Annotated in this window: 17 protein-coding genes; 6 read left to right on the top strand and 11 right to left on the bottom strand. The window is 73.2% G+C overall.

All coding sequences use genetic code 11. From position 1 onward, the window contains the following. Positions 1–136 precede the first annotated feature (136 nt). Positions 137–898, top strand: coding sequence for a superoxide dismutase family protein (locus ACSMXR_RS09305; RefSeq protein WP_473171615.1), 762 nt, complete (start codon positions 137–139; stop codon positions 896–898). A 94-nt stretch (positions 899–992) separates the two neighbouring features. Here the strand turns inward: ACSMXR_RS09305 and ACSMXR_RS09300 are convergent, their stop codons facing one another. The 3 genes from ACSMXR_RS09300 to ACSMXR_RS09290 all read right to left on the bottom strand — a co-directional run bounded on the left by ACSMXR_RS09300 (position 993) and on the right by ACSMXR_RS09290 (position 4,055). Continuing rightward, positions 993–1,442, bottom strand: coding sequence for a DoxX family protein (locus tag ACSMXR_RS09300; protein ID WP_137235261.1), 450 nt, complete (start codon positions 1,440–1,442; stop codon positions 993–995). 84 nt (positions 1,443–1,526) lie between these two features. Further along, complete coding sequence (locus ACSMXR_RS09295) at positions 1,527–3,329, bottom strand: alkaline phosphatase D family protein (RefSeq protein WP_473171614.1); 1,803 nt, start codon at positions 3,327–3,329, stop codon at positions 1,527–1,529. Positions 3,330–3,410: 81 nt separating this feature from the next. After that, on the bottom strand, positions 3,411–4,055 hold the full coding sequence (locus tag ACSMXR_RS09290; RefSeq protein WP_137235259.1) for an HNH endonuclease family protein: 645 nt from the start codon (positions 4,053–4,055) through the stop codon (positions 3,411–3,413). Positions 4,056–4,358: 303 nt separating this feature from the next. Between ACSMXR_RS09290 and ACSMXR_RS09285 the strand changes: the two genes are divergently transcribed. Continuing rightward, positions 4,359–5,093, top strand: a complete 735-nt coding sequence (locus ACSMXR_RS09285; protein WP_218527682.1) for an ABC transporter permease — start codon at positions 4,359–4,361, stop codon at positions 5,091–5,093. A gap of 50 nt (positions 5,094–5,143) precedes the next feature. Here the strand turns inward: ACSMXR_RS09285 and ACSMXR_RS09280 are convergent, their stop codons facing one another. Together ACSMXR_RS09280 and ACSMXR_RS09275 are read right to left on the bottom strand one after the other, a co-directional pair. After that, complete coding sequence (locus ACSMXR_RS09280) at positions 5,144–5,806, bottom strand: HAD-IA family hydrolase (RefSeq protein WP_137235257.1); 663 nt, start codon at positions 5,804–5,806, stop codon at positions 5,144–5,146. 242 nt (positions 5,807–6,048) lie between these two features. Further along, on the bottom strand, positions 6,049–7,140 hold the full coding sequence (locus ACSMXR_RS09275; RefSeq protein ID WP_473172363.1) for a peptidoglycan-binding domain-containing protein: 1,092 nt from the start codon (positions 7,138–7,140) through the stop codon (positions 6,049–6,051). A 263-nt stretch (positions 7,141–7,403) separates the two neighbouring features. Between ACSMXR_RS09275 and ACSMXR_RS09270 the strand changes: the two genes are divergently transcribed. Next, complete coding sequence (locus ACSMXR_RS09270) at positions 7,404–9,527, top strand: MDR family MFS transporter (RefSeq protein WP_376187299.1); 2,124 nt, start codon at positions 7,404–7,406, stop codon at positions 9,525–9,527. 59 nt (positions 9,528–9,586) lie between these two features. Here the strand turns inward: ACSMXR_RS09270 and ACSMXR_RS09265 are convergent, their stop codons facing one another. Then, positions 9,587–10,075: a GNAT family N-acetyltransferase gene (locus tag ACSMXR_RS09265; RefSeq protein WP_137235254.1), complete on the bottom strand. Its 489-nt coding sequence runs from the start codon at positions 10,073–10,075 to the stop codon at positions 9,587–9,589. 61 nt (positions 10,076–10,136) lie between these two features. On the opposite strand from ACSMXR_RS09265, the gene ACSMXR_RS09260 reads away from it, so the two are divergent. Then, positions 10,137–11,351, top strand: coding sequence for a serpin family protein (locus ACSMXR_RS09260; RefSeq protein ID WP_473172362.1), 1,215 nt, complete (start codon positions 10,137–10,139; stop codon positions 11,349–11,351). Between the two features lie 146 nt (positions 11,352–11,497). Further along, positions 11,498–13,633, top strand: coding sequence for a bifunctional glycosyltransferase 87/phosphatase PAP2 family protein (locus ACSMXR_RS09255; protein ID WP_473171613.1), 2,136 nt, complete (start codon positions 11,498–11,500; stop codon positions 13,631–13,633). 183 nt (positions 13,634–13,816) lie between these two features. Here ACSMXR_RS09255 and ACSMXR_RS09250 read toward each other — a convergent pair whose 3' ends face one another. Next, positions 13,817–15,070 carry a cytochrome P450 gene (locus ACSMXR_RS09250; RefSeq protein ID WP_473171612.1) on the bottom strand — a complete coding sequence of 418 codons (1,254 nt, stop codon included), beginning with the start codon at positions 15,068–15,070 and terminating at the stop codon, positions 13,817–13,819. Positions 15,071–15,399: 329 nt separating this feature from the next. Here ACSMXR_RS09250 and ACSMXR_RS09245 point away from each other — a divergent pair, with 329 nt between their 5' ends. Then, positions 15,400–16,578, top strand: coding sequence for a steroid 3-ketoacyl-CoA thiolase (locus ACSMXR_RS09245; protein WP_012381129.1), 1,179 nt, complete (start codon positions 15,400–15,402; stop codon positions 16,576–16,578). 33 nt (positions 16,579–16,611) lie between these two features. Here ACSMXR_RS09245 and ACSMXR_RS09240 read toward each other — a convergent pair whose 3' ends face one another. From ACSMXR_RS09240 to ACSMXR_RS09225, 4 genes are read right to left on the bottom strand one after another with little or no spacing between them, the layout of a single operon-like run. After that, positions 16,612–17,439 (bottom strand): ECF transporter S component, encoded by an 828-nt coding sequence (locus ACSMXR_RS09240; protein ID WP_364882042.1) that lies wholly within the window; start codon positions 17,437–17,439, stop codon positions 16,612–16,614. Positions 17,440–17,444: 5 nt separating this feature from the next. Continuing rightward, positions 17,445–19,214 carry an ABC transporter ATP-binding protein gene (locus ACSMXR_RS09235; protein WP_473171611.1) on the bottom strand — a complete coding sequence of 590 codons (1,770 nt, stop codon included), beginning with the start codon at positions 19,212–19,214 and terminating at the stop codon, positions 17,445–17,447. Beyond that, a complete protein-coding gene (locus tag ACSMXR_RS09230; RefSeq protein WP_473171610.1) occupies positions 19,211–20,386 on the bottom strand; it encodes an energy-coupling factor transporter transmembrane component T in 1,176 nt (391 codons plus the stop codon). The genes ACSMXR_RS09235 and ACSMXR_RS09230 overlap by 4 nt, the downstream gene beginning before the upstream one ends. After that, complete coding sequence (locus ACSMXR_RS09225; RefSeq protein WP_473172361.1) at positions 20,383–21,099, bottom strand: SCO2322 family protein; 717 nt, start codon at positions 21,097–21,099, stop codon at positions 20,383–20,385. Before ACSMXR_RS09225 ends, ACSMXR_RS09230 begins: the two co-directional genes overlap by 4 nt. Between the last annotated feature and the right edge of the window lie 10 nt (positions 21,100–21,109).

The following is a 21,109-nucleotide window of genomic DNA, read 5'->3' as shown; positions in this document are numbered from 1 at the left end:
CAGCGTACGCGTGAGGGTTCCCGGGGCCTCGTCCAGGGCGGGTGATGTTGTGCAGGTCACGTACACCTGGAGGCCATGCGCCCGTTAGGAGGGATGAACGACCGGCACGAGGGCCGGTACGAGCGAGGAGCAGCGCATGACGGCATGGATGGTACGGACGGGACACGGGCCGTCGCACCCGCATTCCGGGCGGCGGCGGAGGACGGACGTGCCGCGGGTCCCGGGGGTGCTGGCGGGCACGGTGGCTCTGCTGACGCTGGTCTGCGGCGTCGGCGTCGGCGTCGCCCACGCGACGGACGACGTGGCGCTCGGCGGCCACGGTGCGCACGGGGCGCACGGGGCCCCTGCGGTGGGGATCCCGGCGCAGCAGCCGAGCGGCGGTGGAGAACCCGGTGGAGGCGGGGACCCGAGCCGCAGCGATGACGGCGCCACGGCGCGCGGCAGTTCGTGGATGCGGGCCGCAGGGGTGTTCTCCCCGCCCGGTTCCTTCGTCCCGTCGGACGCGCTGACGTACGACACCCGGCTGGTGCCGGCGGGCGCGCGGATCGAGGTCACGCAGTTCACGGACCCGTCCGGCACCCGGGTCGGGGCCCGGCTGCGGGGGCTCGTGCCCGGCCGGGCGTACGGGATGCATGTGCACACCTCGCCCTGTGGCGCCGATCCCGCGGCGGCCGGACCTCACTACCAGCACCGTCCGGCGGCGACCGCGGACCCGGTCAACGAGGTGTGGCTGGACTTCCGGACGGACGAGGACGGCGATGGCCGGGCGGAGGCCCTGCACGGCTGGGACTTCCGGGAGGGCGGGGCGCGGTCGGTGATCATTCACGACCGGCAGGGCGGTGCGGGGGAGCGGGCGGCCTGCTTCACGGTGCCGTTCGGGCCCGCCGGGAGGGTGTGACGGGGGCTCCGCCCCTCCTCCGGAGTCTCACCGCGCGCCGGGTCGGCGCCGGAACGCGGGGCTCCGGGAGAGGGGCGGGTGGGCGGACCGCCGGTCAGACCGGGACGGCCGGGGCCTGCTCGCGCCGGGCCGGGTCCTCGGCGGTGGCCGTCGTGCCGCGCGAACCGAAGAAGCGGTCGAGGGCGACGGCTCCCGGGCCGGTGAAGACCAGCAGCAGGAACGCCCAGCAGAACATCGCCGACGCCTCTCCGCCGTTCTGGATCGGCAGGAACGCCTCGGGCTGGTGCACCTTGAAGTACGCGTACGCCATCGATCCCGAGGCGAGGAAGGCCGCGGCACGGGTGCCGAGGCCGAGGGCGACCAGGGAACCGCAGACCAGCTGGATCAGGGCGGCGTACCAGCCGGGCCAGGCGCCGGTCTCCGCCTGGTTGCCGCCCAGCACTCCGAAGAGCGTGGCGGCGCCGTGGAAGGCGAAGAGCAGGCCGACGACGAAGCGGAAGAGGCTGAGCGCGTAGGGCTGTGCCTGGTTCAAGCGGATGAGCATGGGGGGTGGGCTCCTTCGGTTGTGGTGGGGACGTAAACCGACCGAGCGCCTCAGGTTAGGGAAACCTCACCAGTGCTTGCAACTTCAACATTCCGTCGAGTGGCTGGAAACCGCCTCACCCTCAGGGGTGAGTGAACGCTCAAGAACCGTCTCTAGCTGGGCCCCTTCTCTGCCCGCTGTGGCCTGCACCAATGTCAGCGCAGACTTCCGGCCAAGCAACGTCAGCGTCATGAGCTGGTTACCGAACCACGGCCCACCCGCCCTGCCCCAGGTCACCGGCGGCGCTCCCGTACGGCCGTGGCGGTTCAGCGCCCGGCCGATCCACCGGCCCGCCCGGCTCCAGCCGAATCGGAAGCCCGTCCGGATGGATCGCGGGATCGAGTTGTGCACGGGGGAGCAGGTCAGCTGGAGGACGCGGGAGGCCGGGGCGGCCCCGGAGCCGGCGGTGGCATCGGCTCCGGAGTCGCTTCCGGGGCCGGGCTCGGTGTCCGGTCGGCGGGGCCCGGTGTCCGGCCACCGGGGTTCGGCGATGTAGGCGTGGTGCACATCGCCCGAGAGGACGCATACCGTCGCCGGGGCGTGCGGACCGCTTCCCGCCTCCCGCAGCAACTCCGTGAACCGGTCGAAGGATTCCGGGAAGGCGGCCCAGTGCTCCAGGTCGGACGCGCGGCGCAGCTTCTCGCCGAACCGCGCCCAGCGTCGCCCGCGTACGCCCGCGCACAGGGCGGCGTTCCAGCGTTCCGCGTCGTGGACGAGCGGCGGCAGCAGCCACGGCAACGAGCTGCCGATGAGCAGATGATCGTATGAAGTCGGGTCGTCCAGGACCGCTTCCCGCAGCCAGCCGGCCTCCTCGGCGTCGAGCATCGCCCGCTGCTCCTCGGCCAGGACCCGGGCCGCGCGGGTGTCGACCATCACCAGCCGTACTCGGCCGAAAACACGCCGGTAGCTCCACCGGGTCCGGGCGGGATCCGCGTCGGTCTCGGCGGCGAAGCGGCGCAGCGCCTCGGTGCCGTCGGGCGATGCCCTGACCGCCGCGTACAGGGGGTCGGCGGCCAGCTCGGCGGGGGAGAGGTTGCCCAGATGCTGGTGGACCCAGTACGACATCAGCCCGCTGACGATCCGTTCGTGCCACCAGGGTGTGGCGCGCATGTCCCGCTGCCAGGCGGCACTGGTGTTCCAGTCGTCGATGACATCGTGATCGTCGAAGATCATGCAGCTGGGCACGGTGGAGAGCAGCCAGCGCACTTCCGGGTCGCGCCACGATTCGTCGTAGAGGTAGGTGTACTCCTCGTAGTCCGCGATCTCCGCGCCCGGCGGCTCGCGCAGATCCCGGCGGGCGGCGAGCCTGCGCCGGGTCGCCGCCGAGGTCTCGTCCGCGTACACCTGGTCGCCCAGGAGCAGCAGCACGTCGGGCCGCTCGGCCGCCGGATCCGCCGCGAGCCGGGCGGCCAGCGTGACCAGGGCGTCCGGCCCCACGGGGTCGTGTCCGCCGCCGGGAGCGGCGGCCCAGCGGCACGACCCGAACGAGATCCGCACGCCGGGCGGTTCGGCGCTCTCCGCCCCGTCCGCCGTGGCCGTGGTCGACGCCGTCGCCACCGGCGGTGTGGTGATGGTGCTCGGCGGGAGGCGGGCGTCGTCGGGCGGCCAGACGCGCCGGGAGCCGATCAGCACCTCGTACGCCGTGGTGGAGCCGGGGGTCAGACCCGTCACCACCACCAGGGCGTAGTGGTGCCCGGCCACCGCGAAGGTCGGCGACGACCCCGAGGCGCCGTCCGCGCACCGGACCTCCACGGTGCACGGACGGCTCGCCTCGACCCAGACGGTCGCGGTGGACCCGGTCTCCCAGTCGACGTACCGCAGCAGTGGACCCAGGCGCAGTCCGGCCATGTGATGTCTCCTCGCTACGCCGTCACGGATGGGCTCCGTAACGTACAGAACGAGGAAGGGCCGCGCACGGGTTCCGGCGGGTCAGCAGCCGTTCAGGGCGGACTGCAGGGCGCTCTTCTCGGCGGAGTCCACGCTCAGGTTGTAGTGCTTCTTGACGTGGACCCAGGCGCGGACGTAGGTGCACTTGTACGAGGAGCTCGGCGGCATCCACTTGGCCGGGTCCTTGTCGCCCTTGGACTGGTTCACGTTGTCGGTGACCGCGATGAGCTGGGGGCGGGTCAGGTCGTTGGCGAACGCCTGGCGTTGGGCGGTGGTCCAGCTGCTCGCGCCGGAGCGCCAGGCCTCGGCGAGCGGGACCATGTGGTCGATGTCCACGTCGGACGCGGCGCTCCAGGTCGCGCCGTCGTAGGGCGAGTACCAACTGCCGCTGACCGCGGCGCAGGAGGCGTCCTGCTGGACGTTGGTGCCGTCGCGCTTGAGGACGACCTCACGGGTGTTGCAGGCCCCCGACTGGGTGATCCAGTGCGGGAACTTGTCACGGCTGTAGCCGCTGGACGAGCCCTCGGCGCCGACGGTGAGCTGGCCGAGGTAGGTGCGTGCGGTCGCCGCGCTGACCGGGGTGGGCATGGCGGCCTGGGCGTTGGGGGCGGCGAGCAGGGCGGACGAGGCGGCGAGTGCGGCGGTCGCCGCGACGACGGAGAGGCGACGCGCGTAGATACCGGACATGCGAACTCCCTTGACGTGGGGGGTGCGTGGGCGGGCGGTGGTGTGGCCCGGCCATCGTGGCGACGCCAGGTTTCTGTGGGGTGGGCGTCAGGTAACAGAGTGGCGACATGTGCACGTCACATCAAGGGGTGTGCAAGGGGAGTGATGGATCGCGGGAGCGCGCGGATCCATCACGGGTGGTTTGTCCGGGTGGTGTTGGAGGTTGGATCGGGGGACGGGGGCGTGCGGGGTCCCGGGTACGCCCCCCAGGGGGCCGGGTGGTGATGGGGCCGGGGCGGGTGCGGCTCGCTCTATCGTTGCCGCGTGCTGCTTCCGGTCTCCCTCACGCTCGGTGTCGTCCTCGCCGTCCTGCTGGTCCTTGCCGCCGCCGTCGCCGCGTGGGCCTCGCTGGGCCGGTCGCGCGAGATTCTCGTCGCCGGGGTGCGGGCGGCGGCCCAACTCGCCGCCGTCTCCCTGCTCATCGGCTGGGTGGTCCGGTCCCTGGCGCCGCTTCTCGGGTTCGTGGCGCTGATGTTCGCGGTGGCGGTGTGGACCGCCGGACGCCGGATCACCGGCAACCGCACCTGGCGCTGGGCGGCCGTGCCGATCGGGGTGAGCGTGCTTCCCGTGGTGGGGGCGCTGCTGCTCACCGGGCTCGTGCCGGTCCGGGGCCTGGCGCTCATTCCGGTGGCGGGCATCCTCATCGGCGGGGCGCTCACCGCGACCGTGCTCGCCGGACGGCGCGCCCTGGACGAACTCACCGCCCGGCGCGGCGAGGTGGAGGCGGGCATGGCCCTCGGGCTGCTCGACCGGGACGCCCGGCTGGAGATCGTGCGGCCGGCGGCGTCGGACGCGTTGCTGCCCGGGCTCGATCAGACCCGGACGGTGGGGCTGGTCACGCTGCCGGGGGCGTTCGTGGGCATGCTGCTGGGCGGCGCCTCACCCGTGGAGGCGGGCGCCGTGCAGCTGTTCGTCCTGGTGGCGCTGATGGCGGTCCAGGTGATGGCCGTCGCGACGGTCCTGGAACTGGTCGCGCGCGGGCTGCTGCACCGGGACTGAACTCCGAGGCCGGCGCAGCGGCCCCGGCCTGCGCCCGGACCGGGAGAGCCTCAGGCCTCGCTGATGTGCAGGCGGATCGAGCCGTCTTCGGCCGCCTCCACCCGTACCTGCGTCAGGTCCTCGACGTGCGCGTCCGGCGCGAGGGCCGCCGCGCGCGGGCCGACGCCCACGACGCGCATGCCCGCCGCCCGGCCCGCCGCGATGCCCGCCTCGGAGTCCTCGAACACGATGCAGTCCGCCGCGTCGAAGCCCAGCTCCGCCGCGCCCTTGAGGAAGCCCTCGGGGTCCGGCTTGCTGGCGCCGACCTGCTCGGCGGTGACGCGGACGGCGGGCATCGGCAGCGCGGCCGCACCCATCCGGGCCGTCGCGAGCGCGGTGTCGGCGGAGGTCACCAGTGCGTGCGGCAGCTCGGCGATCGCGGTCATGAACGCGGGCGCGCCGCCGATCGGCACGACGCCCTCGACGTCGGCGGTCTCCTGGGCGAGCATCCGCCGGTTGTCCGCGTAGTTCTCCTCCACCGGGCGGTCCGGGAGCAGCACGGCCATCGTGGCGTACCCCTGCCGGCCGTGCACCACCTTGAGCGCGGCCTCGGGGTCCAGCCCGTGCTCGACCGCCCATTGCCGCCAGCAGCGCTCCACCACCGCGTCGGAGTTCACGAGGGTGCCGTCCATGTCGAGAAGGAGGGCTTGTGCGGTGAGGACGGTGGCCGGCATCGGCTGCTCCAGAACGCGGGGAGGTGTACGAACAGCCCGGGTGCGCGTGCCGTGGGGCGGGGCGTACGCGGGCCGTGAGGCGGTGCGGTACGTGGGTGTGCGGTACGAGGTGTTCCGCATGCGTGTCCCGTACCAGAGCAACCCCCGCCCGCCGGTCAGGGAGTGCGGGCGGGAGCTACTTTGTTCCATCACGATACAAAAACCGCGCCCGGAACGCCAATCCCCCCGCCCGGCGGCCGCGCTCAGCGGCGTCCGCGTCCACTCGTCTCCGCCTCCAGCGCGCGCCGGGTGTTCGGCCCGTACACGCCCGCCGGGTCGCCCTGGATCGCCTTGTACGACTGGTAGATCGCCACGGCGTTCTCCACCCGGTCGTTGTAGTTCGCGTCGGACGGGCCCGCGTAGAGCCACACCTCCATGAGCCGGTTCTGCAGCTCGGCGACCTCCGGGCCCCGGTCGCCGGGCCGCAGCGAGGGGCCGGCCAGTTCGGCGGGCGGGGCCTCGGACGGCGGGGCCGGGGACGCGCCGCCACCGCCGCCCGGGGCGGCCGACGCGCTCGCCGTCGGCGGGGCGGACGCGGTGGCGGTCGGGGTGGGCTCCTGGCTCCTTGTCGGCGAGGCGGACGCGGACGGCGAGGCGGACGGAGTGGCCGAGGCGGACGGGGTACGGGACGGAGCGGCCGACGCTGAGGGCGACGGGGCGACCGACGCGGCCGGTTCGTCCTCGGTGTCCGGGACGCTCGTGGTGGCCTCCGGCAGCGCCTCGTCCTGGCTGTCGTCGCCGCCGAACAGCCCGCCGGCGAAGGCCGCCGTACCGACCACCGCGGCCACGGCCGCCCCCACGGCGAGGGCTCCGAAGGGTCGCCTGCGGCGCGGCTGCACGGGGTCGGGAGCGAAGACCGGCTCCGCGGCCGCGGAACGTCTACGGCTCCCCGGCCCGGCAGGCGTGCCCGCGCCCGTACCCGTGCCCGCACTCGTACCCGTAACCGTGCCTACGCCCGCGTCCGGGCCGTCATCGCCCAGGAACAGCGGCATCGTGGTCTCCGCGGCACCCGGAGCACCCGGAGCACTCGGGATGCCAGCAGGAACCGCCGCCCCGGAAGACCCAGAAGCCCCAGAGTTCCCCGACTCACTCGAAGCGGCCGCACCCCCCGACTCCGCAAGGCCGTCAAGTCCACCCCCGCCCGCCCTCGCGTCGAGGTCCGTCAACGTCACGTACGGCCGGATGCGCAGCGGGTCGAAGTCCTCGGCCGCGGCGATCTCCGCCGTACGGGCGGCCCGCTGTTCGTCCCCCGTGAGCGGCGCGGAATCCGCGCCCGCGCCGCACCGGCACGGCACCCGGTGCTCCGTGCCGGGCTCCCCGGCCGTCCGTCTTCCGCACTCCGGGCATGCGTGTCCGGTCATCGTGGGTCCCCTCCCCTTGAACTGCCTGCGATTATGCAGCCCGCCCCGGGGAAGCCCAACGGGCTGCCGGGGCTCGGTCCGCCCTCGGCAGTACATAACAGGCCATAACAGAACGAAACGTCCAGGATGGGGGTGTAGCGGATCGGATCGGGATCGGACCGGATCCGTGCGTCCAGCGGATCGAGGAGACGACGCCCATGGCCCAGCAGCTGAGCCCGCCACCCCCGGCCCCCGGTGAGGGACAGTCCCACCGGAGCGTCCTGGTGGCGATCGGGGCGCTGCTCCTCGGCATGCTGCTCGCGGCACTCGACCAGACCATCGTCTCCACGGCGCTCCCGACGATCGTCAGCGAGCTGGGCGGACTCGACCATCTGTCCTGGGTGGTGACCGCCTATCTGCTGGCGGCCACCGCGGCGACCCCGCTGTGGGGCAAGCTCGGCGACCAGTACGGCCGCAAGAAGCTCTTCCAGACCGCGATCGTGATCTTCCTGATCGGCTCCGCGCTCTGCGGAATCGCCCAGAACATGCCCCAGCTGATCGGATTCCGGGCCCTCCAGGGGCTCGGCGGCGGCGGACTCATGGTGCTGTCGATGGCGATCGTCGGCGACCTCGTCACCCCGCGCGAACGCGGCAAGTACCAAGGACTCTTCGGCGCGGTCTTCGGCGTGACGAGCGTCCTCGGACCGCTCCTCGGCGGCTTCTTCACCGAACACCTCAGCTGGCGCTGGGTGTTCTACATCAACCTGCCGATCGGCGTCGTCGCGCTGGTCGTCATCGCGGCCGTCCTGCACATCCCGGTCCGCCGCGAGAAGCACATCATCGACTACCTCGGCACCTTCCTCATCGCGTCCGTCGCCACCGCCCTGGTGCTCGTCGCCTCCCTCGGCGGTACTACCTGGGCCTGGAGCTCCCCGCAGATCATCGCGCTCGCGGTGCTCGCCGTCGTCCTGCTCGTGGCGTTCATCGCCGTCGAGCGGCGCGCGGTCGAACCCGTCCTGCCGCTGAAACTGTTCCGGATCCGCACCTTCAGCCTCGTCGCCGTGATCAGCTTCGTCATCGGCTTCGCCATGTTCGGCGCGATGACCTACCTGCCGACCTTCCTCCAGGTGGTCCACGACATCACCCCGACGATGTCCGGCGTGCACATGCTGCCGATGGTGTTCGGTCTGCTGATCACCTCGACCGGCTCCGGCCAGATCGTCAGCCGCACCGGCCGCTGGAAGGTCTTCCCGATCGCGGGCACGGCCCTCACCGCCGTCGGTCTGCTGCTGCTCCACAACCTCGACCAGAACAGCTCCACCTGGCTGATGAGCGCCTACTTCTTCGTCTTCGGCGCCGGTCTCGGCCTGGTGATGCAGGTCCTCGTCCTGGTCGCCCAGAACTCCGTCTCGTACCAGGACCTCGGCGTCGCCACCTCCGGCGCCACGTTCTTCCGGTCCATCGGCTCCGCGTTCGGCGTGGCCATCTTCGGGACCATCTTCGCCAACCGGCTGACCGGCCAGCTCACGGACGCGCTCGCCGGACAGTCACTGCCGCCGGGCGTCGACGCGGGGCGGCTGGCCGCCGACCCCCGGGCCATCGGACAGCTCCCCGCCGACCTGCGGCCCGGCATCCTCGGCGCGTACTCGACCTCCATCACGGACGTCTTCCTGTACGCCGTCCCGGTCGTCCTCCTGGCCTTCGTCCTCGCCTGGTTCCTCCGTGAGGACAAGCTCCGGGGCTCGGTGACCGCCCCCGACGCCGGCCAGACCCTCGCCTCCAACCCCGTCGAGCGCTCCTCGTACGACGAGTGCGCCCGCGCGCTGTCGGTGCTCGCCACCCGGGAGGGCCGCCGCGAGATCTACGAGAAGATCACCGCACGGGCCGGGTACGACCTGCTGCCCGCGGCCAGCTGGCTGCTCCTGCGGATCAAGCGGCACGGCACCGTCGAACCCGCCCGGCTCGCCGAGACCGCTCCCGTACCGCTGCATGTGATCACCGACGCGGCCCGGCAGGTCGAGGAACGCGGACTGGCCCGCCGGGAGGGCCTGCAGATGATCCTCACCGACGCGGGCGCCGAGGCCGTCGTCCACCTCTCCCAGGCCCGCGAGGACTCCCTCGCCGAGCTCCTCGGCGACTGGTGGGGCCCCGAACGCCCCACCGACCTGGTCAAACTCGTCAGCGAACTGACCGCCGAGGTCAGCGGCTCGACCAGGGAGCGCCCGCACTCCCCGACGCCTCCCCGCGACCACGAGGCGCATCTGCGCCCCGACGAGCGCGAGGCCCACCGCCGCGCCCTCGACGACCAGGACGACCCCGGCCACCCTCACCCGCCCGCCTGACCCGCCCGCCAGACCTGCCACCCACGGAGGCACGGTCCGGCACGTCATGGCGGGCCGGGTCACAGCTCCTTGGCGAACCAGTGCTCCGCGTACGGGTTGCGGCGGTGGAACGCCGGCACCTCCCGGTACCCGTGCTTCGTGTACAGCCCGCGCGCCTCGACCAGGTCGTTGCGGGTGTCCAGCCGCAGCAGCCGTACGCCGTACGACCTCGCCGCCTCCTCCACCGCGGCCAGCAGCAGCCCGCCGCCGCCCGTGCCCCGGAACGCCGGCCGCACGTACACCCGCGTCAACTCCGCCGTACCCGGCCCGGCCGCCTCTGTCAGCACCAGCCCGGCACAGCTCGCGGCCTTGCTCCCGTACCGGCCGACGACGAACTGCCCGGTCGGCGGTACGAGCAGGTCGGCGCCGTCGTCGGCGAGTCCGTCGGCGATCTCCTCGGCGGTGGCGGGCCGCTGCCAGTAGCGGCTCGCGACCTCGTCGTAGTAGTCCCGGCGCAGTGCGCTCGCGTCGGGGGAGTCGTATCGTTCGGCGGTCACGGTCCAGGTCATGCGGGGCATTCTCGCCGCCGTACGGCCGAATGACGACGCCATTCATATGGAGGGGGCAGCAGTGACGGATGTGGCCACGGGATCCACGGAGTCCACCACCGGAGCGATCCAGCGTCTCGCCGAACGCTGGATACAGGACGGCATGGCCGCCGCGACGGCGGGAGAGGGCCACACGGCAGGAGAGGGCCGCGAAGGACGCGACCGTACAGAGCCGGGCAACCGTACGGAGCCGGGCAACCGTACGGAGCCGGGCACCGGCTTCGTGTGCTCGCCCGCCGGGCTGTGGCTCGCCCTGGCCGCCGTGGCCGCCGGTGCGCGCGGCGCGACCGCCGCCGAGCTGCGGGCCCTCCTCGGCACCGCGGACCAGGAGGCCGCGCCGGTCGTCACGGCGGTCGCCCGCGAGCTGGCGGAGACCGGGGCGCTGGGCGTGGCCACCCGGGTCTGGAGCCGGGTGCCCGTGCTGCGCGCGTACCGGGAGGCGCTGCCGGACGTCCGCTTCGGCCCGATGGACCCGGCGGCCGTCGACGCCTGGGTGCGCGAGGCCACCGGAGGGCTGATCGACCGGCTGCCGCTGGAGATCACCGACGAGATCCTCCTCGCCCTGGTCAACGTGCTGGCGCTGAAGGCCCGCTGGGAGAAGCCGTTCGAAGCCTGGCGGACCCAGGACCTGCCGTTCACGGACGCGGCCGGGGCGGTCACCCCGGTGCCGACCATGTTCGCGTACGTGCCGCTGTCCGACGCCTGGACGACCGGCGGAGCGTACGTCGTCGAGCTCCGCTGCGCACCGGAACCGGACGTCCGCCCCGGAGCCCGGGTCCGACTCGTCCTCGGGAAGCCGGGCGCCGGGGCCGGCCGGGTGCTGCCCGCGGGCTGGGCGCCCCGGGCCGCGGGCGCTCCGCTGGACACCGACCGGGTGACCATCGGGCTGCCGAGGCTCGCGCTGCGCACCCGGGTGGCCGTCACCCGGCAGCTGCCCGCCCTCGGCATCCGGCTGGCCACCTCCGACGACGCGGACTTCTCCGGCCTCTCGCCCGAACCGCTCACCATCTCCGACGTGGTCCAGGAGGCCGTGCTGAAGGTCGCCGAGGAAGGGGTGGAGGCCGCCGCCGTGACGGTGGTCGCCATGGCGCCGGCGGGCGCCGCCCCCCGGCCGCAGCGGGTGCACCACATCGCCTTCGACCGCCCGTTCGGCGTCGTCGTGCTGGCCGGGTCCGAGGACGTACCGCTGTTCACCGCCTGGCAGGCGGACGCCCCCGCCGCCGGCCCGAACGCCTGAGGCCTCCGGCGCCTTCTCATCCCCGCGAACGACTTCTTCCGGACCGCAGCAGGATGACAGTCAGGCAAAGAGGGGGTTGATTGTGTCTACCTCGTAGGGCAATGCGAGGCTTCATCCGGCATCGCCTCCAATCGAAGGGGCGGTGCATGGAACGGTGGGAGGGTCGGCGCAGCGTGGTGAATGCGGATCACAGTGTGCGCGGTGACGCGGCGGCGGACGCGGGAGCGAGGACCGGGCTGACCCGTGCCCTGCTCTGGCTGGTCGCGGCCGCGCTGGCGGTACGGCAGGTGGCGGTGGTGCTCCGGCAGCCACCGGGGGAACGGCTGCTCGACCTGGAGACCTGGATCGGGGAGAACGGCGTCCTGCACCTGACGGGCTCGCTGTACGACGGCGGCCGGTTCACCGGGACGCCCTTCGCCGGACTGGTCCTGAAACCGCTCACCTCCTCGGCCCAGCAGACCCTGGGCGTCGTGTGGACGTTCGGGTCGCTGCTGCTCGTCGTCGCTCTCGGCATCGTCGCGGCCCGCGCCCTGCCCGCACCGGTGGGCCGCCGGACGGCCCTGCTCGCGGCCCCCGTCGCGATCAGCCTGTTCATGCTGTCGCTGCCGGTCCGCAACGCCCTGCACCTGGGCCAGACCAGCATCCTGCCCGTCCTGCTGGTGCTGCTGGCCTGCTTCGTCGTGCGGGAGCACCGTGCGGCGGGTGTCCTCGTGGGTCTGGCCGCCGCCTTCCAGCCGGTGCTGCTCCTGTTCGCCGCCCTGCTCTGGCTGACCGGCAGGCGGCAGGCGTCGGTGAGCGCGGGTGCGACCTTCGTCCTCGCCACGGCCGTCGCGTGGGTCGCGGGGCCGAAGGACTCATGGACGTACTGGGTGCACCATCTCGCGGGCGCGGGGCTGGGCGAGCGGCCGGACAGCCTGGCCAACCAGTCGCTGCACGGGGCGCTGCTCCGGCTCGGCCTCGAAGGGCCGCTGGAGATCGTCCTCTTCCTGGTGCTCGCCGCCGCCGTCGTGGCCGTCGGCCTGCGGCGCGCGGTGCGGTACGCCCAGGACGGGCAGCTGCTCCTCGCGGTCGCCGTGACCGGCTGCGTCGTGGTCGCCGTCTCGCCGACCGCCTGGCAGCACCAGCTGCTCTGGGTGCTCCTCGCGGTCGTCGGCAGGGTCGGCAAGCAGGCCTCCGACCGGCTGGTCTGGCCCTCCGTGGTGGTGCTGGTCGTCACCCTGCCGGGCACGATGCTCCTGCCGAACCTCGAACCGCTCTTCCCCGTACGCGACAACGTGCTGCTCCTCGTGGCGCTCGGCGCGGCCTGCCTCGCCCCGTTCCTGCCCCGCACCTCGCCGTACTGGCAGCACCCGGTCCCCACCGACTACGCGAAACCGGTCGCGGCGCGCTGGAGACGCGTGCCGCTCCTGCCGTTCTGGCGCCGGGTCCTCACCCGCCCCAACCTGCTGCTGGAACTCCTGCTGATCCGGGTCGTCTACGACGCCTACGCCCAGGTCCGCCTCGCCGCCCGGGCGGGCCGCCCGCTCGCCGAGGAGCACGGCCGGCAGATCCACGCCATCGAGCAGTGGCTGCACATCGACATCGAGCACTGGGTCAACCACACGGTCGTCCAGATCACCTGGCTGCGTGAATTCTTCGACTACTACTACTCCACGTTCCACTTCATCGTCCCGCTGACGATCCTCGGCGTGCTGTACGTGCGCCGCCCCGCCGACTACCGCTGGGTCCGCTCGTCCATCGGCTTCGCCACCCTGCTCGCGCTCGTCGGCTTCTGGCTCTACCCGCTGGCCCCGCCCCGGCTCATGCCCGGCCTCGGCTTCATCGACACCGTCCACGGGGTGCAGGACTTCGCGAAGCCCGACTACGGGACGCTGACCACCGTCACCAACCAGTACGCCGCGATGCCGTCACTGCACTTCGGCTGGTCGCTGTGGTGCGGTGTGGTGATCGTGATGCTGGCGCCGAAGCTGTGGATGAAGGCGCTGGGCCTGCTGCACCCGCTCTTCACGATCGCCGCGATCGTGGCCACCGCCAACCACTGGGTGCTCGACGCGGCCGGCGGCGCCCTGGTCGTATCGCTGGGCTTCGGGCTGACGTATCTGCTGTCGGGGCCGCGCAGGCTGGTGACCGGGGACCGGGAAGCGGCGGCGGAAGCGGAAGCCGTGGAACAGCCGCCCGCGGAACCTGCGGAACGCGCGGAACCCGAGGAGTCCGCGGAGCCCGCGGAACCCGAGGCCGATCCGGAGCCCGTACCGGCCGGGAAAGCCGCAGGCGGCAAGTAAACAGCAGGGCAGCAGGGCAGCAGGGCAGCAGGGGGGAGCAGGCCGAAGGGGTGCCGGGACGACGTCCACCGTCCCGGCACCCCTTCGGCATGGATCGCCGCGCATCCATCGTCCGCCCGCGCGGCCGGTGCCGCCACTCGGGACCGGTGTGCCGGACGTGCCGGCGTACCGGAAGTACCGGTGTCAGGTTTTTGCCGCCGTGGTCACCTGAAGCTGCTTGATCCCGTTGAGCCACGCCGAACGCAGCCGCCGCGGGTCCTCCAGCAGCCGCAGATCCGGCAGTACGTCGGCGATGGCGTTGAAGATCAGGTCGATCTCCATCACGGCCAGCGACTTGCCCAGGCAGAAGTGCGGACCGCCGCCGCCGAACCCGAGGTGCGGGTTGGGGTCCCGGGTGATGTCGAAGGCCTCCGGGGCGTCGAACACCTCCGGGTCGTTGTTGGCCGAGGAGTAGAACAGCCCCACCCGCTCGCCCTTCCTGATCCGCTGCCCGCCCAGCTCCAGATCCTGGGTGGCGGTCCGCTGGAAGGAGACCACCGGGGTCGCCCAGCGCACGATCTCCTCGGCCGTCGTCTTCGGGCGCTCCCGCTTGTAGAGCTCCCACTGTTCGGGGTGGGTGAGGAAGGCGTGCATCCCGTGGCTGATCGCGTTACGGGTGGTCTCGTTGCCGGCCACCGCGAGCAGGATCACGAAGAACCCGAACTCGTCGGAGGACAGGTTCCCTTCGCCCTCCGCCGCGACCAACTGGCTCACGATGTCCTGGGCCGGGCACTCCTTGCGGGCCGCCGCCAGGTTCATCGAGTACGCCACGATCTCCATCGCCGCCTCGGCGCCGACCTCCTCGGTGATCGCGTACTCCGGATCGTCGTACGCGGCCATCTTGTTGGACCAGTCGAAGATCTTGGAACGGTCCTCCTGCGGTACGCCGATGAGCTCGGCGATGGCCTGGAGCGGCAGCTCCACCGCGATGTTCGTGACGAAGTCGAAGGAGCCGTCCGCGTCCGCCGACGCGAGGGCCGTCTCGACGATGGAGCGGGCCCGGGAGCGCAGGGCCGCCTCCAGCGAGCGCACCGCGCGCGGGGTGAAGCCGCGCTGGACGATCTGGCGGACCCGGGTGTGTTCTGGCGGGTCCATGTTCAGCATGATGAGCTTCTGGACGTCGATCTGGTCGCGGCTGATCGTCTCGTTGAAGCGGATGACGGCGGTGTTGGTGTTCGAGGAGAACAACTCGGGATGCGTGGAAACGTACTTGACGTCCGCGTGGCGGGTGACGACCCAGTAGCCCGCGTCGCCGAACCCGGAGATGTTGGGCGGCTGGGTGCACCACCAGACCGGCGCGGTCTCCCGCATCAGGGCGAACTCCGGGTGCGGCACGCGGGCCTGGAGGAGATCGGGGTCGGTGAAGTCGAACCCGTCGGGCAGATGGGGGCAGCGCATGGGCACCTCTCCACTCCGGATCTGATCGCGAACCGTCCGACGCCCCGCCCGGCCGGTTCGGCTGTCTCCCCGGCTGCCTGACGGACCATCAGAAGGTGCCCGCAAGGTAGTAACGAGTTCTACAAGTGGCAAGAGCCGTGGCCGGATCTGTTGCCCCCGGTGCCGCCCTCCGGCCCGTCGCCTCGCCGGAGGGCGTGCGTGCGGTGCGTGCACGCCCCTTGCGCAGCCGGGCCGCCGTCACGAGACTGCTTGCAGAACTAGAACGCGTACTAGTTCCTTCCGTGGGCGCCGGGACGCCCCCTGCGGAAGCGCGAGGAGAGGACGAGCTCATGGCCGCGGAACCCGTCATCGTCGAAGCCGTACGCACCCCCATCGGCAGGCGCGGAGGCGCACTCGCCAATCTGCACCCCGCCTATCTGCTGGGTGAGACCTACCGGGAACTTCTCGGCCGCACCGGCATCCAGGCCGACTGCGTCGAACAGATCGTCGGCGGCACCGTCACCCACGCCGGCGAACAGTCGATGAACCCGGCCCGCAACGCCTGGCTGACGGTCGGCCTGCCGTACGAGACCGCCGCGACCACCGTGGACTGCCAGTGCGGCTCCTCGCAGCAGGCCTCCCACATGGTCGCCAACATGGTCGCCGCCGGGGTCATCGACGTGGGCATCAGCTGCGGCGTCGAGGCGATGTCCCGGGTGCCGCTGGGCAGCGGCTCCAAACACGGACCCGGCAAGCCCTGGCCCGACGAGTGGAACGTCGACCTGCCCAACCAGTTCGAGGCCGCCGAGCGCATCGCCCGCAAACGCGGTCTGACCCGGGAGCGGGTCGACGCGCTCGGCCTGCTCTCCCAGCAGCGGGCGGCCGCCGCCTGGGCGGAGGAGCGCTTCAAGCGCGAGACGTACGCCGTCCAGGTCCCGACCACCGAGGAGGAGCAGGCGGCGGGCCAGGGCATGTGGCGGCTCGTCGACCGGGACGAAGGGCTGCGCGACACCTCGATGGAGGCGCTCGCCGGGCTGAAGGCCGTCATGCCGAGCGCGATCCACACCGCCGGCAACTCCTCGCAGATATCGGACGGGGCCTGCGCGATCATGTGGTCGTCGAAGCGCATGGCCCGGGCCCTCAAGCTCAAGCCCCGGGCCCGGATCGTGGCCCAGGCCCTGGTCGGGTCCGACCCGCACTTCCACCTCGACGGTCCGATCGACGCGACCCGGGCGGTGCTCGGCAAGGCCGGCATGTCGCTGCGGGACATCGACCTCGTCGAGATCAACGAGGCGTTCGCGTCCGTGGTCCTGAGCTGGGCGCAGGAGTTCGAGGCGGACCTCGACGGCCTGGAGAAGGTCAACGTCAACGGCGGCGCGATCGCGCTGGGCCACCCGGTCGGCGCGACGGGCGCCCGGCTGATCACCACGGCCCTGCACGAACTGGAACGCCGTGACAAGGAGTTCGCGCTGATCACGATGTGCGCGGGAGGAGCCCTGGCGACGGGCACGATCATCCAGCGGCTCTGACCCCGGCGGCCTCGTCCGGGGACGCCGGGGGCCTTACGCCCCGGGCTCCCCGAACGCCGCGCGCGCGTCGAAGGCGGCGCGGCGGGTGGCCCGGCGCAGCGCCTTCAGCAGCGTCGGACCGAGCGTGAGGGTCAGGACCACGGTCAGCACCGCCCGCCCCAGGTCCCAGCCCAGCGAGGTCGCCGCGCAGTAGGCGAGGAACCGCACCAGGTTCTCGTGCAGCGGGTCGCCCGCGACGAACGAGATCCCCGACCCCAGACCGGTGATCAGCGTCCAGCCCTGCAGATTCATCACCGTGCCGTATGCGAACGCCGCCACGCAGCCGTACACCGCCAGCATCGCCAACTCGGCCCGCCCGCGCAGCCGGTCCGGCCCCGGCAGCAGCCCCGCGCCCATGGTGAACCAGCCCATCGACAGCATCTGGAACGGCATCCACGGCCCGACCCCGCCGGTCAGCAGCGCCGAGGCGAACATGGTCACCGAGCCGAGGACGAACCCGAACCCGGGGCCCAGCACCCGGCCGCTCAGCACCATCAGGAAGAACATCGGCTCCAGGCCCGCCGTGCCCGCCCCCAGCGGGCGCAGCGCCGCCCCGACCGCCGCCAGCACACCGAGCATCGCGACGGCCTTCGCGTCCATCCCGGACTCGGAGATCGTCGCCACCACCACCGCGACCAGCAGCGGCAGCAGCGCGGCGAACAGCCAGGGCGCGTCCCGCGCGTGCGCGAGCCCGGACCCGGCGTCCGCCAGCAGCGGCCACCCGAACGCGACCACCCCGACGGCCCCGGTCAGCAGCAGCACGGCCACCGACTTCGGCCCGAGCCGCACGGGCCGGGGAGCCCGTTCCCGTACCTCCGGCATCGCCTTCACGCGCCCGCCTCCAGCGCCCCGCGCACCTGGGACACGGTCAGCCACTCCTGCGGGGCGAGGATCTTCGCCGTCTGCGGGGCGAAGGCGGGGGAGGAGACCACCACCCGCCCGGTCGGGCCGTCCGCGACGACCTCCCCGTCGGCGAGGATCACCACCCGGTGCGCCAGTTCCGCGGCCAGCTCCACGTCGTGCGTCGCCAGGACGATCGCATGCCCCTCGGCCGCGAGCCCCCGCAGTACGCCGACCAGCCGGGCCTTCGCCGCGTAGTCCAGGCCCCGCGTCGGCTCGTCCAGCAGCAACAGCGGCGGCCGGCCCGTCAGCACCAGCGCCAGGGCGAGCGCGAGGCGCTGGCCCTCGGAGAGGTCCCGGGGGTGCGTGTCGTCGCCGACGCCCGGCAGCAGCTCCGACACCAGCGCCCGGCAGGTGCCCTCCGCCGCGCCCGCGTCCCGGTCGGCGGCCGCGCACTCGGCGGCCACTGTGTCCGCGTACAGCAGATCGCGCGGCTCCTGCGGTACGAGGCCGACCCGGCGCACCATCGCCCGCGGGTCCGTCCGGGCCGGGGCCAGGCCGCCGACGCGCACGGTGCCCGCGGTGGGCTCGATCATGCCGACGAGCGCGCCGAGCAGCGTGGACTTGCCGGCCCCGTTGCGGCCCATCAGGGCCACCGTCTCGCCCGGAGCCACGGTGAGCGTCACCCGCCGCAGCGCCTCGACCCGGCCGCGCCGCACCCCGAGCCCGTCGACCCGGGTGACCGGATCGGCGGCGGCCGGGGTGGCCGGGGCGGCGGGCCCACGTCCCAGGAGCCGCGCCAACCGGCCGGCCCGCGGCCGCTCGACCGCGACCGGAACGGGCACCTCCGGCGACCCCGGCGGACCGGGCACCTCCGGCGACCCCGGCGGAACGTCCGTCCGCACCGGCACCGCGTCCGAGGCGGCCCCCGGCGGCACCGAATCCGCCAGCCGCTCCCGCAGCCCGCCCGCCGCGCGCCGGGCGTCCCGTACCGACAGGGGCAGCGGGTCCCAGCCTGCCAGCAGCCCCAGCTCCGCCACCGGCGGCCGGACCGGCGACACCTTCATGATCCCGGCGGGCGTCCCCATCACGGGGGCCGCGCCCGGGGCGGGCAGCAGGACGACCTGGTCCGCGTACTGCACCACCCGCTCCAGCCGGTGCTCGGCCATCAGCACGGTCGTGCCCAGATCGTGCACCAGCCGCTGGAGCACCGCGAGGACCTCCTCGGCCGCCGCCGGGTCCAGCGCGGAGGTCGGCTCGTCCAGCACCAGCACCTTCGGATGCGGGGTGAGCACCGAACCGATCGCCACCCGCTGCTGCTGGCCGCCCGACAGGGTCGCGATCGGCCGGTCGCGCAGCTCGGCCAGGCCCAGCAGATCGAGCGTCTCCTCCACCCGGCGGCGCATCACGTCGGGGGCCAGGCCGAGCGACTCCATGCCGTACGCGAGCTCGTCCTCGACGGTGTCCGTGACGAAGTGCGCCAACGGATCCTGGCCCACGGTCCCGACCAGATCGGCCAGTTCACGCGGTTTGTGCGTACGGGTGTCGCGACCGCCCACCGTGACCCGGCCCGACAGCAGTCCGCCCGTGAAGTGCGGGACGAGCCCGGAGACCGTACCCAGCAAAGTCGACTTGCCGACACCGGAGGGGCCGACGAGCAGGACCAGTTCGCCCTCGGGCACCGTGAGGTCGACGCCCGACAGCGTGGGACGTTCCGTGCCCTCGTACCGCACGGAGACCCGCTCGAACCTGATCACGCCTGCTCCTTGCTGCGATGCGCCGGTTGTCCGTGCGCCCGGGTCGACGGCGGTACGGGGGCGACCAGCGCGGGCACCAGCCCGACCAGCACCGCGGCGGCGGGCCACAGCGGCAGCACCGGCGCGGTCAGCGGTACGACCCCGGGGTGCAGCGCGTCCGGATCCACCGCCCCCGCCCAGATCATCGCCGCCGCGACCACCACACCCGAGCACGCCACCAGCCAGGCCCGCACACCCCACCGGTCCGGCCGGTAGCGGGTGCGCACCGAGCGCCGCCCGCCGAGCCGCAGCCCGGCCATCGCCGTGACCAGACCGGCCAGCAGCAGCGGCAGCCCGTACACCGCCCCCTGCGCGGCCAGCAGCCCGTACGTGCCGGCGCACACCCCGAGCAGCCCGCCCAGGGTCAGCACATTCGTGGTGTGCCGGACAGCGGCCGGGACCTGTGCCGTACGCCCGTACCCCCGCGCGTCCATCGACGCGGCCACCGCCACCGACCGCTCCAGCGCGCCCTCCAGCACCGGCAGCCCGATCTGCGCCACGGCCCGGACGCCACCGGTCGGCCGGCCCCGCAGCCGGCGCGCGGTGCGCAGCCGCACCACGTCGGCCACCATGTTCGGCGCGAACGTCATCGCGACCACGACGGCGACCCCCGCCTCGTACAGCGCGCCGGGCAGCGACTTCAGCAGCCGCGCCGGGTTGGCCAGCGAGTTCGCCGCACCGACACAGATCAGCAGGGTGGCCAGCTTCATCCCGTCGTAGAGGGAGAAGACGAGCTGCTCGGCGGTGACCCGGCCACCGATCCGCACCCCCTGCGCCCAGTCCGGCAGGGGCAGTTCGGGAAGGACGAAGACGGTGTGCGAACCGGGGATCGGCGAGCCGAGGAAGACGGAGAAGACGAGCCGCAGCGCCACGACGAACAGCCCGAGCTTGACGAACGCGCCGTAGGAGCGGGCCCACGGAGCGTCCGTGCGCCGCGCCACGACCACATACCCCGCCACCGCGACCAGCAGCCCGAGCAGCAGCGGGTTCGTGGTCCGGGACGCGGCGGTGGCGAGCCCCAGCGCCCACAGCCACCACGCCCCGGCGGGCAGCGCGTTGCCGCGGTCCGCCTCGGGGGCGTGCAGGGCGCGGCGCAGCAGCCGGGCCGGGGCCGGGGCGGGGGAGGCGGTCACCGGCGGCGGCGGGCCTGGACCACGGCGGCGATGCCCAGCAACAGGACGGCGCCGATGCCGACGAGAAGCCCGACGGAAGGACCGCCGCCGTCGCCTTCCTCGCCCTTTTCCTGGCCGTCGGCGGTCTTCGCAGGCTCGGACGGCTTCGCGCTGCCGCTGTCGCCGGACACCTGCTCGCCGCAGCCCGACTTCGGATAGCCGGAGATCGCGCAGAGCATGGCGCTGCTGTCGTACCGCAGCGGCTTCGCCACCGCGGCGAGCGCCTCCGCGCTGCTGGCGTCCGGCGCGACCTGCGCGCAGGCCGCGCGCGGGGCGGGCGGCTTCTCGCCGTCCGGGGCGTCCGCCGCCGTACCAGGATCGATCACCAGCGCCACCCGCTTCTTCCCGTCCTCCGCCGGGGTGTCCGCGCAGATCGCCCCGAAGTCGGGGGCGCGGCGCGGCTGGTCGGCGTCGCCCGAGTCCTCGCTCACGGCGAACCGGAAGCCCTGGACCGTACCGTCGTCCGGGCGCAGGACCGACGGCCCCTGGGTGGCGTACTCCCAGTTCTTGCCGTTGCCCTGCCAGAACGACCAGTAGCGGTATCCGGCGGCCTCGGCGCTGCCCGCGCCGAGCAGCACGGCCGAGGCGGCGACCAGGGCGGCGAGGAGCGCGACGAGCGGATTCCGCAACCGCGCGACGACCGGGCTCAGCGGCCGCGCGACGAGAGGGCTCAGCGGCCGCGCC

The organism is Streptomyces sp. DSM 106670 (assembly GCF_055792845.1).
This window is presented reverse-complemented; position numbering and strand designations above follow the sequence as displayed.